General features: G+C 70.5%; 18 protein-coding genes. 7 read left to right on the top strand and 11 right to left on the bottom strand.

Features of this window, described 5'->3' with window-relative positions:
* Positions 1–21: 21 nt before the first annotated feature.
* Positions 22–303, bottom strand: coding sequence for a hypothetical protein (locus AB5J50_RS22610; protein WP_327429573.1), 282 nt, complete (start codon positions 301–303; stop codon positions 22–24).
* A gap of 120 nt (positions 304–423) precedes the next feature.
* The gene (locus tag AB5J50_RS22605) at positions 424–1053 is read right to left on the bottom strand and encodes a LysE family translocator (protein ID WP_369260219.1); all 630 of its coding nucleotides are present in this window, start codon (positions 1051–1053) and stop codon (positions 424–426) included.
* A gap of 82 nt (positions 1054–1135) precedes the next feature.
* Between AB5J50_RS22605 and AB5J50_RS22600 the strand changes: the two genes are divergently transcribed.
* Positions 1136–1588 (top strand): Lrp/AsnC family transcriptional regulator, encoded by a 453-nt coding sequence (locus AB5J50_RS22600; RefSeq protein ID WP_327429571.1) that lies wholly within the window; start codon positions 1136–1138, stop codon positions 1586–1588.
* 158 nt (positions 1589–1746) lie between these two features.
* Here AB5J50_RS22600 and AB5J50_RS22595 read toward each other — a convergent pair whose 3' ends face one another.
* On the bottom strand, positions 1747–2382 hold the full coding sequence (locus tag AB5J50_RS22595) for a TetR family transcriptional regulator (protein WP_327435070.1): 636 nt from the start codon (positions 2380–2382) through the stop codon (positions 1747–1749).
* A gap of 200 nt (positions 2383–2582) precedes the next feature.
* Here AB5J50_RS22595 and AB5J50_RS22590 point away from each other — a divergent pair, with 200 nt between their 5' ends.
* Complete coding sequence (locus tag AB5J50_RS22590) at positions 2583–3317, top strand: VOC family protein (RefSeq protein ID WP_369260218.1); 735 nt, start codon at positions 2583–2585, stop codon at positions 3315–3317.
* Positions 3318–3590: 273 nt separating this feature from the next.
* Entirely contained in the window at positions 3591–5921 is a 2331-nt protein-coding gene (locus tag AB5J50_RS22585; RefSeq protein ID WP_369260217.1) for a PQQ-binding-like beta-propeller repeat protein, read from the top strand.
* A gap of 258 nt (positions 5922–6179) precedes the next feature.
* Here the strand turns inward: AB5J50_RS22585 and AB5J50_RS22580 are convergent, their stop codons facing one another.
* From AB5J50_RS22580 to AB5J50_RS22570, 3 genes are read right to left on the bottom strand one after another with little or no spacing between them, the layout of a single operon-like run.
* Complete coding sequence (locus AB5J50_RS22580) at positions 6180–6956, bottom strand: enoyl-CoA hydratase/isomerase family protein (protein WP_327429568.1); 777 nt, start codon at positions 6954–6956, stop codon at positions 6180–6182.
* Positions 6953–7459: a Zn-ribbon domain-containing OB-fold protein gene (locus tag AB5J50_RS22575; protein ID WP_369260216.1), complete on the bottom strand. Its 507-nt coding sequence runs from the start codon at positions 7457–7459 to the stop codon at positions 6953–6955. The genes AB5J50_RS22580 and AB5J50_RS22575 overlap by 4 nt, the downstream gene beginning before the upstream one ends.
* Positions 7460–7471: 12 nt before the next feature.
* Positions 7472–8620, bottom strand: a complete 1149-nt coding sequence (locus tag AB5J50_RS22570) for a lipid-transfer protein (RefSeq protein ID WP_369260215.1) — start codon at positions 8618–8620, stop codon at positions 7472–7474.
* A gap of 102 nt (positions 8621–8722) precedes the next feature.
* Between AB5J50_RS22570 and AB5J50_RS22565 the strand changes: the two genes are divergently transcribed.
* Both AB5J50_RS22565 and AB5J50_RS22560 read left to right on the top strand, forming a co-directional pair.
* Positions 8723–10333, top strand: coding sequence for a FadD3 family acyl-CoA ligase (locus AB5J50_RS22565; protein WP_369260214.1), 1611 nt, complete (start codon positions 8723–8725; stop codon positions 10331–10333).
* A 237-nt stretch (positions 10334–10570) separates the two neighbouring features.
* Positions 10571–10918, top strand: coding sequence for a DoxX family protein (locus tag AB5J50_RS22560; protein WP_369260213.1), 348 nt, complete (start codon positions 10571–10573; stop codon positions 10916–10918).
* 75 nt (positions 10919–10993) lie between these two features.
* Here AB5J50_RS22560 and AB5J50_RS22555 read toward each other — a convergent pair whose 3' ends face one another.
* The 3 genes from AB5J50_RS22555 to AB5J50_RS22545 all read right to left on the bottom strand — a co-directional run bounded on the left by AB5J50_RS22555 (position 10994) and on the right by AB5J50_RS22545 (position 13155).
* Positions 10994–11779, bottom strand: coding sequence for a hypothetical protein (locus tag AB5J50_RS22555; protein ID WP_369260212.1), 786 nt, complete (start codon positions 11777–11779; stop codon positions 10994–10996).
* A 343-nt stretch (positions 11780–12122) separates the two neighbouring features.
* Positions 12123–12323, bottom strand: coding sequence for a DUF397 domain-containing protein (locus AB5J50_RS22550; protein ID WP_369260211.1), 201 nt, complete (start codon positions 12321–12323; stop codon positions 12123–12125).
* Entirely contained in the window at positions 12304–13155 is an 852-nt protein-coding gene (locus tag AB5J50_RS22545; protein WP_369260210.1) for a helix-turn-helix domain-containing protein, read from the bottom strand. The genes AB5J50_RS22550 and AB5J50_RS22545 overlap by 20 nt, the downstream gene beginning before the upstream one ends.
* Before the next feature lie 127 nt (positions 13156–13282).
* Between AB5J50_RS22545 and AB5J50_RS22540 the strand changes: the two genes are divergently transcribed.
* Both AB5J50_RS22540 and AB5J50_RS22535 read left to right on the top strand, forming a co-directional pair.
* Positions 13283–13876, top strand: a complete 594-nt coding sequence (locus AB5J50_RS22540) for an ATP-binding protein (protein ID WP_369260209.1) — start codon at positions 13283–13285, stop codon at positions 13874–13876.
* Complete coding sequence (locus tag AB5J50_RS22535) at positions 13876–14229, top strand: hypothetical protein (RefSeq protein ID WP_369260208.1); 354 nt, start codon at positions 13876–13878, stop codon at positions 14227–14229. Before AB5J50_RS22540 ends, AB5J50_RS22535 begins: the two co-directional genes overlap by 1 nt.
* Positions 14230–14363: 134 nt before the next feature.
* Here the strand turns inward: AB5J50_RS22535 and AB5J50_RS22530 are convergent, their stop codons facing one another.
* Positions 14364–14534, bottom strand: a complete 171-nt coding sequence (locus AB5J50_RS22530) for a hypothetical protein (protein WP_369260207.1) — start codon at positions 14532–14534, stop codon at positions 14364–14366.
* 192 nt (positions 14535–14726) lie between these two features.
* Positions 14727–14888, bottom strand: a complete 162-nt coding sequence (locus tag AB5J50_RS22525; protein WP_369260206.1) for a hypothetical protein — start codon at positions 14886–14888, stop codon at positions 14727–14729.
* Between the last annotated feature and the right edge of the window lie 186 nt (positions 14889–15074).

Here is a 15074-nt window from a genome sequence, read left to right as displayed (position 1 = left end):
CCCAGGTGCCTCACCGGCGCCTCAGTGCGTCGAGACCTGGAGGCAGGCCACGTCGTACTGGGACACCGAGTGGGGGTTCGTGGAGTTCTGGGGCTGCTCGCCGGCGTAGTGGGTGCCGGAGACGCCGTCGGGGTTGAAGGCGGAGCCGGGGGCACTCTCGGAGTGCCCGGGGCGGGTGGGCTGGTCTTCGCAGGACGCGCCGGGCTGGCCCACCGCGAAGGCGGGGGCGGCGGCGATACCCGCGGCGCCGGTGACCAGGGCGACCGAGGACAGGGCCAGGGCCGCGCGCTTCAGGAGGTTCATGGTCGCCTCTCCTTTCGCATACATCTGTCTGGATTCGCGGACATCCGGCTAGCGGGCATCTGCCTACTAGCGGACATCTGTCTATACGTGCGCAAAACGGATAGGGATTGCTCACCGCGACTACAGCGTCGCCAGCCGCTCCACCAGCAGGAACGCACCGATCCCGAGCATCGCGGCGCCCGACGTTCGGGTGACCGCGCGGGCGGCGGCCGGGCGTGCGCCCAGGACGGCCCGGGCCAGGGCGCCGACCGTCAGATACACGGCGGCGCAGCACCCCATGTGCAGCAGCCCGAGTACGGCGGTCTGCGCCGCCACCGGCAGGTGCCCGCCCCCGGCGACGAGGAACTGCGGCAGCACGGAGAGGTAGAGGAGCAGGCCCTTGGGGTTGAGGCCGCTGATCGTGGCGCCGCGCAGAAAGGCACGGGCGGGACGCGTGCCGTCGGCCCCCTCCTCGGCCGTGGCCCCCGGAACCCCGGGGCGCCGGAGCACCCCCCACCCCAGCCACACCAGATACCCCGCCCCGACCACCGTCAGCACGGTGAGCACTGCTGGGGACCCCGCCACCAGCACCGCGAGCCCAGCCACTGCCAGCAGCGTGTGGACGGCGTATCCGGAGACGAGGCCCGAAACGGCCGGAACCACCGACCGGCCTCGCAGCCCCGCCGAGATCGCGTACGCCCAGTCGGCGCCCGGTACACACACCAGTAGCAGGTCCAGGGCGAGGAAGGAGAGGAGGGTTCCGGAATCCATAGCGGGGACATTAGGCGCGATTGGCCCGAAAGTGTTCCTGAAATTTGCCCTGATCCGCGGTTTCAGAGGGAAAATATTCCTCATGGATTCCATGGACCAGAAGATTCTTGCCGAGCTCCAGCAGGACGGGCGGCTGACCGTGACGGAGCTGGCCGCGCGGGTGCGGCTCAGTGTCTCGCCGTGTCATCGGCGTCTGAGGGAGCTGGAGCGGTCCGGAGCCATCCGCGGATACCGCGCGGTCGTGGATCCAGCCGCGGTCGGCCTGACCTTCGAAGCGCTGGTCTTCGTCTCGATGCGCCAGGAGGACCGGGACACCGTCGCCGACTTCGAGCGCGCGCTGGCCGACATCCCGCACGTACTGGACGCGCAACGGCTCTTCGGGGAGCCGGACTATCTCCTACGGGTCGCCACCGCCGACCTCGCGGCCTTCCAGCGGCTCTACGACGACCGGCTGGCGACGCTGCCGGGTGTGCAGCGGCTGACGTCGACGCTCGTGATGAAGCATGTGGTCACGGACCGGCCGTTGCCCGCGTGACCGGCGCCGCCCGCGCGACCGCCCGTACAGCGCAGGAGGCGGCAGCCCACACCGGTGGACTGCCGCCTACATGACAGGAGTTGAGGCAAGGAGGAGCGAAGGAAAGAGGGCAAGGAGGCGAGGGGGGAAGGAGGAAAGGGGCAAGGAGGGGCGAAGCGTTACTTCGTCGGCTTCTTGCCGGTCACGCCGAGGTGCACCAACAGCGCGAGGTTCGGCTTGAGTTCAGCCTGCTTGACGCCCCACGTCTGGAAGCCCTTCTGGTGCGAGGCCACCGCCGCGAGCATGGCGACAAGGGAACCGGCCATCGCTGCCGGGTTCACGTCCTTGTCGACCTTGCCCTTGGACTGGAGGTCGGTGACCGTGTCCGTAAGGGAGTTGTTCACGGAGTTCAGGATCTTCATACGGATCTTGTAGAACCGCTTGTCGCCCTCGGCGGCACCCAGATCGACGACCCGCAGGATCGCGTCGTTCCTGCGCCAGAACTCCAGGAAGCCGTCGACGAGTTCCTGCGCGGTCTGCCAGCCGGCCTTGCCGACCCAGGAACGCCCTTCGAGCAGCTGGGTCAACCCGGCGCCCTCCGCGGCCATTTGCTCGGCGATCTCCAGGACGGCGCCTTCGACGTCCGGGAAGTACTGGTAGAAGGTCGCGGGCGAAGTTCCCGCCTTCCGGGCGACATCAATGACTTTGACGTCCCGGTAGGGCGAGGAGCTGAGCATCTCGCTGAGGCAGTCGAGCAGCTTCTGCCGAGTCGCCTGCCCACGCCGTCCGGCCACGCGGCCGTCGACGGTACGCACTTGTCCTGTCATGCCGTCAGCTTACCGAGGGGTGATCGGAGCGCGATTCGGCCGACTGCAAATGGGGTGTGGCCGTTCGGCGCGGGGGTGCGCGGGGGGTTCACGAGGGTGCGCGGGAGCGATTCACGGGCGTTCCTGGGGTTCACGGGGGTGGGTGCTTCTGCTCTGCGGGATGCGTGAAGGGCCGTTAGCTTGGCCGCATGGCCGATTCAGCCGTTTTCGCCGACTTCACCGAGGGCGTGCCCTGCTGGGTCGACGCACAGCTCCCCGACGTGGAGGCGGGCAAGCGCTTCTACGGCGAGCTCTTCGGCTGGACCTTCGCGGAGGGGTACGGCCCGTCCGGCCTGGCGCACCTCGACGGTGAGCCCGTCGCCGGGCTCACGCCCAAGCTGGACGGCCGGATGCCCACCGTATGGACGGTGTACTTCGCGACGCCCGACGTCATCGGGCTCTCCCGGCGGATCATGGACGCGGGCGGGCAGGTCATCACCACCCCGACGGCGGCCGGCCTGTCCGGCGAACTGGGCACGATGGCCCTCGTGACTGACCCCGAGGGCGCTGTCTTCGGCCTCTGGCAGGCCGGCACCCTCCCCGGCTTCGGCAAGCGCCACCAACGGGGCACCTTCTGCTGGGCCGAGCTGTACGCACGGGACACCACGGCCGTCGACCGCTTCTACGGCACCCTCTTCCACGACGCCCTCTTCGGCCCCGACGCGACCCCCGACTTCGGCCGCGCACCCGTCTCCGACGTTTTCCCGGCCGAAATGCCGCCCCACTTCCTCGTCCACTTCGGCGTCGAGGACTGTGAGGCGGTACTCGGGACGGTGAACCGGCTCGGCGGCCGTGTCCAGGCGACACCCTTCGACACGTCGTACGGACGGGTGGCCGTGGTCACGGACAATCAGGGGGCGTCCTTCGCCGTACTTCAGCGGTGATGCGTCGTACTTGAGCGGTGTGAGCCGTACTTGAGTGGTGATGAGCTGTACTTCAAAGGTGAACAGTCGCGTTTCGGCCTGACCATGGCCGCGGCGGGCCCGAGGAGCGGGTGGAATGTCCCGAGACACCCCGATCCGCCCCCGGGTTCGCAACCTGTGGCTCGGCCAGGAAGAATCGGGGTGCGTGCCGCCATGGCGGTGCGGTGGTGAGACGCTGCACTGGGCCGCGTTCATACGTGGATGACGTGGCTCGTACGGGGAGGTGGCAGGCAAGTGGTGGATCAGCTGACGCAGCACGATCCGCGGCGGATCGGGCCGTTCGAGGTGCTGGGACGGCTGGGTGCCGGCGGCATGGGGCTGGTCTATCTCGCGCGCTCGGCTTCCGGCCGGCGCGTGGCGATCAAGACGGTCAGGACGGAGCTCGCCGAGGACCAGCTGTTCCGGGTCCGCTTCTCGCGTGAGGTCGAGGCGGCCCGCGCCGTGTCCGGCTTCTACACGGCGGCGGTGGTCGACGCCGACGCGCGCGCCGCGGTGCCGTGGCTGGCCACCGCGTATGTGCCCGCGCCCTCGCTCGAGGAAATAGTGAACGAGTGCGGGCCGCTCCCGGCCCAGGCGGTGCGCTGGCTGGCGGCGGGCGTCGCGGAGGCCCTGCAGTCGATCCATGGCGCGGGTCTCGTCCACCGTGACCTCAAGCCCTCCAACGTCCTCGTCGTCGAGGACGGGCCGCGCGTGATCGACTTCGGCATCGCGTCCGGCGTCTCGAACACCCGTCTGACCATGACGAACGTCGCCGTCGGTACGCCCGCTTACATGTCCCCCGAGCAGGCGAAGGACTCGCGCAGCGTGACCGGCGCGAGCGACGTCTTCTCACTGGGATCGATGCTGGTGTTCGCCGCGACCGGCCACGCGCCCTTCCACGGCGCGAACCCGGTCGAGACGGTGTTCATGCTGCTGCGTGAGGGCCCGGACCTCGAAGGCCTGCCCGCCGAGCTGCGCCCGCTCATCGAGTCCTGCATGCAGATGGAGGCGACGGCGCGTCCCAACCCCGCCGATCTCCAGGCCCAGCTCGCGCCCCACCTCTTCGGCTCCGGCTCCGACGACAGCGGTACGGCGTCGGCGTGGCTGCCCGAGCGGGCGGTGGGCCTGATTGAGACGCGCCGTGGCGGCCGTCCGCCCGTGAAGCCCTCCTCCGGGGGGAGTGGACGGAGTGGTGGGGGGCGCGTGCCCGCGCCCGCACCCCCCTCGCACGCGCCTGTGCCCGTGGGGGCGCCCGACACCGGCCCCGTGCGCCTCGCGGGCGCCCAGGTGCCCATCGGCCCCGGCCCGCGCGTCGCGGACGCCCGCGCTGCCGCCGTGAAGGCGCCCCCTCCGGAAGCCGGGCTCGCGGCGTCCTGGTCCCGGCCGCGCGCCGGCGTGAACGGTGCCGATCCGGCGCCCGCGCCCACCGTCGCGCCCCCCGCGCCCGATTCACCCTCCGGCTGGCGCCCCTGGCGCTTCCGTATGTCCAACGACGTCTGGGGTACGCCCTCGGTCGCCGGCGACCTCGTCTACGTCACCTCCTTCGAGGTCCACGCCCTCGACGTCGCGACCGGCCGACGCCGCTTCAAGACGCGGGACGTGGCGTGGTCGATGGCGGTCGCGGACGGCCGTATCCACGCCTCGGACGGCCCCACGCTGTTCGCGCTGGACGCCCGCGAGGGAGGCGACCTCTGGCGCCTGTCGACGGACGCCTGGGTGTACTCGCTCAAGGCTGACCGGGGAACCGTCATCACCGGCACGCGCGGTGGCGGAGTCCAGGCGTGGGAGGCCTCCAACGGCCAGAAACTCTGGGAGCTGACCGGCGCCCAGACCGACTTCGAGTCCCCGGAGGCCGGGCCCGCCATCCACGACGGCACGGTGTACGTCTGGAAGGACGCCCGGCTGCGCGCCCTGGAGGCCCGTACCGGTGAGGAGCGCTGGTCGTACCCGATCGGCGACGCGGCCTCCTGCGGCGGCGTTCCGGTCCGGCTGACCCAGGCGCCCGACGGCTACGTCTACGTCTCCGCCGGCACCCGCGTCCTCGCCGTCGACGTGGCGAGCGGGCACGTCCGCTGGCACTTCGAGGCCCCGGCGGTCTTCCTCTGTCCGCCCACCTTCGCGCCGGGCCCGGCGGTGACGGGCGGCGGCGTCTACCTGGCCGACTACCTCGGCACGGTCTACGCCCTCGACGCCACCGACGGCCGCGACCGCTGGCGCATCGCCACCGAGTCCCGCGCCTCCATCGAGCCGGTGCTCGTCGCCGCCGGGCACGTCCACGTCGGCAGCGGCAAGGGCCTGTACACCCTCGACGCCGTCACCGGCACCCCGAAGTGGCGTTTCCAGGCCGGCGGCGACCTCGTCGGCGCCCCCGCCGTCGCCGACGGCCGCATCCACTTCGGCTCCACCGACCATCTCCTGTACACCCTGAAGTCCGACGACGGCCGACTCCGCTGGAAGCTGGCGACCGGGGGTGAGATCACCGGGGCTCCGGTGGTCAAGGACGGCGTGGTGTACGCGTGCAGCAAGGATCGGTGCGTGTACGCGTTGGACGCGGAGAAGGGAACGGGGACGGCTCGGACTACGTGAGCCGCCCCCACCGCTGGGGCTCCGCCCCAGACCCCGGGGGTCGTTCGTCGGCTGCGGGCCGGTGGGGGCCGTTCGCGCAGTTCCCCGCGCCCCTTAAGGGGCGCGGCCCCCAGGAACGGGATGGGACGGGTAGGGGCGGCGGGGGCGAAAACGTGTGACGGCCGTCGTGCCGGGCACGGAAGGGGTGCCGGACGGCGGCCGTCTTGATGGCGACGCTACGCCGCGTGCGACGAACCCGCCACGCGGAGCCACCGGAGGTCACCGCAGGCGGAAGCCGGGACGGCGGGCCGTGAACAGCCCCGCCTGCCGTTCCCCCGGCAGATTCCCGAGCGACACGAGCTGCGGCGCATGCGCGAGGGCCTGCGCCCGAGCCGCCTCCTTGGCCAGCCACAACGCCCGCACCGTCCCCTGCACCGCCTCCACCGGATACGAGGCGATGACAGCGGCACAATCGACGGCCGCCCCCAACGCCGCACCGGGCGCGGTGAGTTCCGACACCAGCCCCACCTCGTACGCCCGCCGCGCCGACACCCGCTCGGCGGTCCCCATCAACGCCATCCGCGCCACCTCCCCGAACGGCATCCGCTGCGCCATGTAGATCGACTCGTACGCGCTGACCATCCCGTACGTCGTATGCGGGTCGAAGAAGGTCGCCGCTTCGTCGGCCACCACGAACTCCGCCTCCCCCAGCAGATAGAAGGCACCCCCGCAGGCGATCCCGTTCACGGCGGCGATCACGGGCTTCCACAGGTCGTTCGCCTTCGGCCCGATCGCGACGAGCGGATCGTCCACCATGTAGGGGGAGTCGGGCTGCGGCACGACGACGTCGCGGTCGATCCCCGTGCAGAAGGCCCGCGTGCCCGCCCCGGTGATGACGAGCGCCCGTACGGTGTCGTCGAACCGGAACTCCCGCCAGGCGGCGGCGAGTTCGGCGGCCGTGTCGAGGTCGATGGCGTTGAGCTTCGCGGGCCGGTCGAGGGTGAGGACGGCGACGCCGGTGTCCTTGTCTGCGGTGACGCGCAGCCCGCCGCTCACGGCCGCTCCAGCACCCAGCGGGGCACGGCTACACCGTTCACCTCGGCGAACACCACCTGCACCCGCGCCCCGATCCGGATCCGTTCCGGCGGGACGGAGTTGAGGGCCTCACCGGCACCGCTCACCAGATTCCCCACGAGCCGTATCCGGGGGGCGTCCGCCAGCTCCACCACGATCGCGTTGTACGGGGCCTGCTCCGCGTAGGCGGGAAGCAGCGGCGGATGCGGGAAGACGTACGACCAGACCTTCCCCCTGCCGCTCATCTCCCGCCACCCGCTCGCGAAGGAGTGGCAGTGCGGGCAGCAGGGCCGGGGCGGAAAGCGCAGTTCGCCGCAGTCGGCGCAGGACTGGATCCGGAGTTCGCCTCGGGCCGCGTACTCCCAGAAGGGGGCGCCGTCGTCGTCGGGAACGGGCGAGAGAAGGGACTCGTCCGAGGTCGTGGCGTGAGTGGCGCTCGTGGTGCTCGTAGCGTTCGTGGTGCTCGTGGTGTTGATGGTGGTCATGGCGGCGGCTCCTCAGGCCCGGAGTAGAAGCGCGGACGTCGGTACGCCCTCACCCGCCGTGACCAGGCAGGTGGCGGCACCGGGGACTTGGGCCGTACTGGTCCCGCGCAGTTGCTTCACGCCCTCGTTGATGAGGTTGAAGCCGTGCACGTACGCCTCGCTGAGCCCGCCCCCGCCGGTGTTGACGGGCAGCCGCCCGCCGATCTCCAGCGCGCCGCCCTCCGTGAAGGCCGCGCCTTCCCCTCTCCCGCAGAAGCCGTATCCCTCAAGGGAGAGCGGTATGAGAGGCGTGAACGCGTCGTAGATCTGGGCCACATCGACATCGTCCGGCGTGAAGTCGGCGTGTTTCCAAAGGTGCCGGGCGGCGGTCCAGGCGGGTCCGGTGAGCGGGTCGTCGTTCCAGTAGTTGACCATGCCGTGATGCTGGGCGGGCAGGCCCTGGGCGGCGGAGTGGACGTACACGGGGCGCCGGCGGCAGTCGCGGGCGCGCTCGGCGGAGACGATCACGCAGGCCAACGCCCCGTCTGTCTCAAGGCAGTTGTCGAAGAGGCAGAGGGGTTCGCTGATCCAGCGGGAGGTCATGTACATCTCGCGGGTCAACGGCCGCTCGTACATGATCGCGGCCGGGTTCTGGTTGGCGCGGTTCCGGCAGGCGAGGGCGACGTTGAAGAGGTGGTCGCGGGTGGCGCCGTACTCGTGCATGTAGCGGCGCGCGAGCATGCCGATCTCGTCGGCGGGCCGGAGGAGGCCGAAGGGGCGGGTCCACTGGGCGGGGGTGGGGAGTTGGACGGCGGTGTTCTTCCACGGCCGGGGCCCGGACCCCCGCTTCCGCGACCGCCAGGCCACCCCCACCGTCGCCTGCCCGCCGGCGATGGCGGCGGCGAGATGCGCGACGGTGGCGCAGGAGCCGCCGCCTCCGTAGCCGACCTTGCTGAAGAAGGTGAGGTCGCCCAGACCGACCGCCTTGGCCACCTCCACCTCGTCCGTCTCCTCCATGGTGTAGGAGGCGAGCCCGTCGACTTCGGCGGGCGCGATCCCGGCGTCGTCGAGGGCGGCGAGGATCGCCCGGCAGGCCAAGGCCTTCTCGGATTCGGGGAGTTGTTTGGCGAAGGGAGTCTGCCCGATCCCGACGACGGCTGTGGCGTCCTTGATCCCCGGCATGGGTGCACCTCCGCAGACAGTCCCGGCTGCTGACAGGGCGTCAGGCTACAGCTAATCTGACGGTCAGTCAGCTAGTGTGCTTGGGCCGACGGGAGGCGGGCGATGCGCGGAGACCTGGAGTGGGGCAGCATCCCGGGACTGGTGCGGTCGGCGGCGACACGGTTCGCGGAGCGCGAGGCGGTTGTCGAGGGCCGTACACGGGTCTCGTACGCCGAGTTGGGCGCCCGCGTCGAACGTGCGGCGGCGGCCTGCGTCGCGAACGGGGTGCGGCTCGGCGACCGCGTCGCCATCTGGGCGCCGAACACCCTGGACTGGATCGTCTCGGCGCTGGGCGCGGTGTCGGCGGGGGCGGTGCTGGTGCCGCTGAACACGCGGTTCAAGGGCGCGGAGGCGGCGTACGTCCTCTCCCGGAGCCGGGCGAAGCTGCTGTTCGTGACGGGCACCTTCCTCGGGACGTCGTATGTGGCGTCACTGCGGCGGGCCGCGGGTGAGGGGCAGGGGGAGGCAGAGGGTGAGGCTGAGAGGAATGCCGCCGGCCCGCTCCCGGGCCTCCCGCACCTGGAACAGGTGGTCGTCCTCGCGGACGACGCCCCCGCCGACTTCCGTACCTGGAAGGACTTCCTGGCGAGCGGGGAGGGCGTGGGGGCGGAGGAGGTACGGCAGCGGGGGGACACCGTGTCCGGCTCCTGCGCCTCGGACATCGTCTTCACGTCGGGCACGACGGGCCGCCCCAAGGGCGCCCTGATCACCCACGCCCAGACACTCCGCGGCTACGCGATCTGGAGCGACCTCGCGGGCCTGCGCGAGGGCGACCGCTACCTGATCGTGAACCCCTTCTTCCACACCTTCGGCTACAAGGCGGGCATCGTCGCCTGTCTGATGCGCGGCGCGACGATGATCCCGCAGCCGGTGTTCAACGTGGACACCGTGCTGGCGAACGTCGCGTCGGAACGCATCTCGGTCCTCCCGGGCCCGCCCACCCTCCACCAGTCACTCCTGGACCACCCCTCCCGCGACGCGTACGACCTCTCGGCGCTCCGTCTGGTGGTGACGGGCGCGGCGGTGGTCCCCCTGCGCCTGGTGGAACGCCTGAAGTCGGAGCTGAAGATCGACACGGTGCTGACGGCGTACGGACTGTCCGAGGCGAGCGGCATCGTCACGATGTGCCGCCGGGGAGACGCGGCGCAGGTGATCGCCTCGACCTCGGGCCGGGCGATCCCGGACACCGAGATACGGGTCGAGGCCGCCCTCGGCTCCCCGGGCGAGGTCCTGGTCCGCGGATTCAACGTCATGCAGGGCTACTTCGAGGATCCGGACGCCACGGCGACGGTCCTCGACGCCGACGGCTGGCTGCACACGGGCGACGTCGGCGTCCTCGACGACGCCGGCAACCTCCGTATCACCGACCGCATCAAAGACATGTTCATCGTCGGCGGCTTCAACGCCTACCCCGCCGAGATAGAACAACTCCTCGGCCTGCACCCGGACGTGGCCGACGTCGCGGTGATCGGCGTACCGGACGGACGCCTGGGCGAGGTGGGCAAGGCGTACGTGGTCCGCCGGGCGGGGGCTGTACTGACCGCCGACGACCTCATCGCGTGGTCCCGGCGCGAGATGGCGAACTACAAGGTGCCGAGGGCGGTGGAGTTCGTGGGGGAGCTGCCGCGGAACGCGAGCGGGAAGGTGGTGAAGGGGGAGTTGCGGGGGCGGTGAGGGTCTGAAGGGTCAGGTGGGTCAGGGGGGCAGGTGGGTCAGGGGGGCAGGCGGGGCAGCCGGGTCAGGCGGGCCCCGAGGCTGCGAATGAGGCTGCGAATGAGGCGGCCGGAAAAACTTCCGGCCGTCGTGTCACACCCGTACGCCGCCCGGTGTCAATCCAGTGACGGACGCACACACCAGCCCGGGCGGATCGGATCAACCCCGCCCCGGCCCCCCTGACAAGGAGCCTCCCCCATGTCCACTGCCCACATCATCGTCACCATCCTGGCCGCCGCCATGTCGGGCTACTCGGCCGGCGCCATCCTCTTCCACGCCCAGTGGGTCCTCCAGGCCCTGACCGACTACAGCGTCCCCCGCTCGTGGTGGCCCTGGCTCGGTGCGGCCAAGGCGGCGGGGTCCGTGGGCCTGCTGGCCGGCCTGTTCGTACCACCGCTCGGCGTCGCGGCCGGAATCGGCCTGGTCCTGTACTTCACCGGGGCGGCGATCACCGTGGCCCGGGCGCGCTGGTACTCGCACATTCCGTTCCCGCTGGTGTATGCGGCGCCGGTGGTGGGGGCGTTGGCGCTGGGAGTGGCTGTCTGAGGGCGCTGGAGCGACGCGCTCCCCTGTCTGCTCGCTGAGGGGGCGGAATCCGCCGCATTCGCGGACGCCGCCCCCTCAGCGCGCGCCGCTGCCGGAATCGGCCGCACCCAGGGCGGCGCGGATCTGGGCAAGCATCCCCGCCGCCCGGTGAAAGACATCCTCCGCGGTGAAGCGCAGCAGTGTCCGGACCTCGGGGCACTGGAGGATCTGGTTGAAGCGGTGCAGGTCGCGGCGGTGGGCGTCGCGGGTGCCGTGATAGGCGTAGCCCTCGATCTCCACTCCCAGGCCCTCGGCACGGAAGAGGAAGTCCAGGAAGCGGCGGCGTCCGTCGGGGGTACGCAACTCGGCCTGGGGTTCGGGCCGGAGGCCGACGTCGTGCATCCGCAGGCGCGCGATCGTCTCTGCGGGGGACCCGGAGTTCGGGTCGGCGAGCCGTAGTCTGTCTCGCGCTCGGGGCGCTCCGAGGAGCGGGGCTTCGAGGGCGGCGGCGAGCGCGGCCGGCGTGGTGAGCGGGGCGCGCCGCACGGAGCCGATCCTGCGCCGGGTGAGTGCCGACTCCACGGCGACGAGGGCGTCGTCCCTCGGTTCGGCCCGCAGGAGGTCGGCGACGGTGCGGTTCACTCCGGTGACCCGCAGCCCTTGCCGTTCCACGACCTCGCACGGGGCGAGGGGGATCCGGTGCACCTGTACGCCCTCGCCTCCGCGCCGGACGCTGAGCCCGGGGTCGGTGAAGTCCAGGGTGGTTCGGTTGCTTACGGTGTCCAGCGTCTCGATCCGCCAGAGCCGGGCCGCCGAACGGTGACTCACGACGAGTTGGGGCTTGAGGAGCTGCGCGGCCTTGAGAAGCGTGAGGAGGTCCACGTCCCACCCCGGCGGGACCCAGGCACCCGTCTGAACCCGCGTCCACCCCTCGGCACCCAGCCGCCGAAAGAGGGAGACCCGAGGCCACCCGCTCCCGAGGGCCCGCGAGGTGAGCAACACACCCCCTTCCACGAGCCCCTTCAACTCCGCACGCTCCACGGGCCCACTGTCCCGCACCCGCCCGGTCGCCCTCCGGCCCCTGTGGATAACTCACCCGGAGGCGGCCGAGGTGGGCGGGGGAGGAGGGATTGGCAGATGCGTGCCAGGGGTGGGCCTGTGGGGGCGGGTTCTTACGCCGAGAACGTGGAACGGGATTGCCAATCGCTCCCGCCCATAGCCTCGGTTAGTGCTTCAGGGAGTTTAGGAAAGGGGTCCAAGAGGTCGTGCGGAACAGGAGTACTGGGCCGTTCTGGGATTTTGAGTCGCGGACGGGGATGACTCCGGGGTGGCCGGGGGCGACCTCGACGCAATCGCCGCCGCTGCCGTTGCTGTAGCTGCTCTTGCGCCAGGCCACGGTGCTCAAGTCAGGCTTTGTGCTGGCCATTTCGGTAGTCCTCTGCTGCTTGCTCGACCAGGGTCAGGGACTCGTCCGGCGGAAGCGCCGCTGCCCTGAGCAGATCGTACGACCTCCGGTAGTTCTTCACGAGGGCCGGAAAGTCGATGAGCTGGCCGCTGTGCAGGCCCTCCGTGTACACCACGGGCGGTGCGTCCGGGAAGGTCATGACCTTGACCATGCCCATCATGAGCGGGTGGGCTGCCGCCGTTTCCGGAACGATCTGCAAAACGCTCTGCGTGGAGCGGATCACGTGCGCGATGTGCCCCAGCTGGGCGGCCATCTCCGCGGGTTCCAGCAACGGATTGCGGATCAGCGTCTCGTGTAGCACTGCCCAGAACGCCGGGTGTTCCTCGCTCTCCCAGAGCTGCGCGCGCTCCATGCGGGCGCGGACCTGCTTCTCTACGGTTTCGGGCGGCAGCCACGGAAGCGAGGTGTGCACGACCCTCGTGGCATACGCCGCGGTCTGGAGCAGCCCTGGGATCAGTGAGGGCGCCCACTCCTCAATCGTCTCCGCATGCCGCTCCATCTCCGCCACGTCGGCGAAGTACTCCGCGTGCCCCGACTGCCGTGCCCGGCGTACATCTTCACAACGCCGCTCGAAAAAGCCGTCGGTCCCGAGCTTCTGGTCGGCGTGCCGGGCCAGGTCCAGCGGCATGCGTCGCTCACCCCGCTCGATCTGACTCAGAAACGGCACGCCCCGGTAGCTGCCCTCCGCCAGTTGTTCGAGCGTGAGGCCCGCCAGCTCCCTTTTGAAGCGCAACTCGGCGCCGTAGAAGGAGGGAACGTTCGCCGAAGCGTCGGGATTCTTACGGGAGGGCACAACACACCACCACCATTTGCCAGTTGCCGTGCGTAACTCAAACCTCTTTTACGGTACGCCGCTTCACGTCATGGTGTGACTGCTTCGTCACGGAACGCGACGGCTCGGCTCACGGAAGGCGTACCCCATGCAAGCCCACCAACCCCCCACCGCCCACGACGTGGAACGCTGCGTGGACGAACTCCGCGCCGCCCTCGTGGCCCACGGCGTCACGCTGCCCTCCCTGCGCGTCGACCTGCCGAGTTTCGCGGGCACGTACCGGCCCCCGGCGGGGCTGGTGGCGCTCGGAAACTGCAACACCGCGACCGCGCGCAGACTCACCGCCGTGCTTAAGGGGGATGGCCGGATCCCCGGCGCAGCTCATCTCGAACTCGATCTGCTCGCCGTACCCAAGGCGGTGCCGGACCTGCGCCGCGCCGTACGGGGGCATCTGGGCGAGCCCTGCGCGGATGTTCAGCTCTGCGTCACCGAGCTGGTGGCCAATGTCATCCGGCATGTGGGGGAGGGGACTCCGGTACGCGTACGGGTGTTCCGGGCGGAGGCCCGCACCCGCGTCGAGGTCACCGACCCGGATCCGCGCGCCCTGCCAGTCCTCCTGCACGCCACGGGCGACGACGGGTCCGGGCGCGGCCTTGCCCTGCTTGAGGCGGTGGCGTTGAGGTGGGGTGTGGAGCAGAGAGGTGCGAGCAAGACCGTGTGGTGCGAGTTGGGGGAAGGGTAGTGCGACTGCTGGTCCTGCTGCTGTCACGCCTGCTCGCGCTGTTGCTTCCCGGCACCGGCAGGCGGCGGTGCGGTGTGCGGGACCTCGGGCCCACGGAAGTGACCCCGTCGCCGAGGCGTCCCCGACCGCACCCCGGCGCGGCGCTCGCCCTCCCACGCCTTCGCAGCCCGTACGCCCGCGAAGCCGCCACAGACCACCGCGTCGATGTCACCGCCGCCCCGCTCACTCGCCCTTACTACCGCGCGGCGGAGAAGCAGCGGCTTCAGGAGGAACGGCGCTTGGCGCTGTTGCTCGCACTGGAAGGCGTGGACTTCGGACCGGCAGCTATTCACGGTGTGATGGTGGGTGCATGAGGGGCGGACGTATCGCGGCCGGGTTGTCAGGGGTTGTGTCGTGGAGCGTCAGGGGCGTGTGGCGGACGTACGAAAAGGAGTTGGATGCGACGTTGGGGGCCGAGGGCATCGCTTGGCCCCCAACGCGTGACAGCTCAGGTCGCGTGCATGTCGTCCGTGGTGACGGGGGTGTCCGTGGCGTGCATGTCGTCCGTGGTGACGGGGGTGTCCGTGGCATGCATGTCGGCGAATGCCGGTGCTGACGTGCCGATCGCGGCAGCGGCCGCGATGGCCACGGTGACGAGGGCCTTCTTGGCACGAGTCATTCCAACTCCTCGGGGAGAGGGGACCTCTGGACACCGAGTGACGCTAGCGTCAGGGGGGGCGATTGTTCGAGTGACTCGAACGGTTCCCGCCATGAAATGGCGTGAACCGTGCATCGGACACACGTCGGCCGCGACGGCTCCCCCTCCGCGCCGCCGCGGCCGACGTCCCCGTCAGGCAGGTCTCTTCTGGTGTCAGCTGGTCTCGTCGGTGATGTGGCTGTCCTGCGGCGTGAGCAGGTCGGCGACGGCGGCGGGCTCGTCGGTGATGTGACTGTCCTGAGTGGTCACCGTGGCAGGCTCGTCGGTGATGTGGCTGTCCTGCGGCGTGACCGTGGACTTCTTGGCGTCGCTCATTTCATGAACTCCATCGACGTGTGGGAGAGCTGGATCAGTGAGGCCAGTCCGGCCGCTCCCCCGTGGGCTTCCGGACTGGCCTCTTTGGGCTGCCCACCCTAGTTCGGCGGTGCGAGGCCCTCTTCGGTGACCCATCTGCCCCCCGACACGACGGATCGACTAAGGAGAGAATGGCCCTCGGTGATA

This window comes from Streptomyces sp. R35, assembly GCF_041053035.1.
Classification (GTDB): Bacteria; Actinomycetota; Actinomycetes; order Streptomycetales; family Streptomycetaceae; genus Streptomyces; species Streptomyces lutosisoli.
The sequence above is the reverse complement of the archived record's forward strand: the minus strand, read 5'-3'. Positions and strand labels throughout refer to the sequence as shown.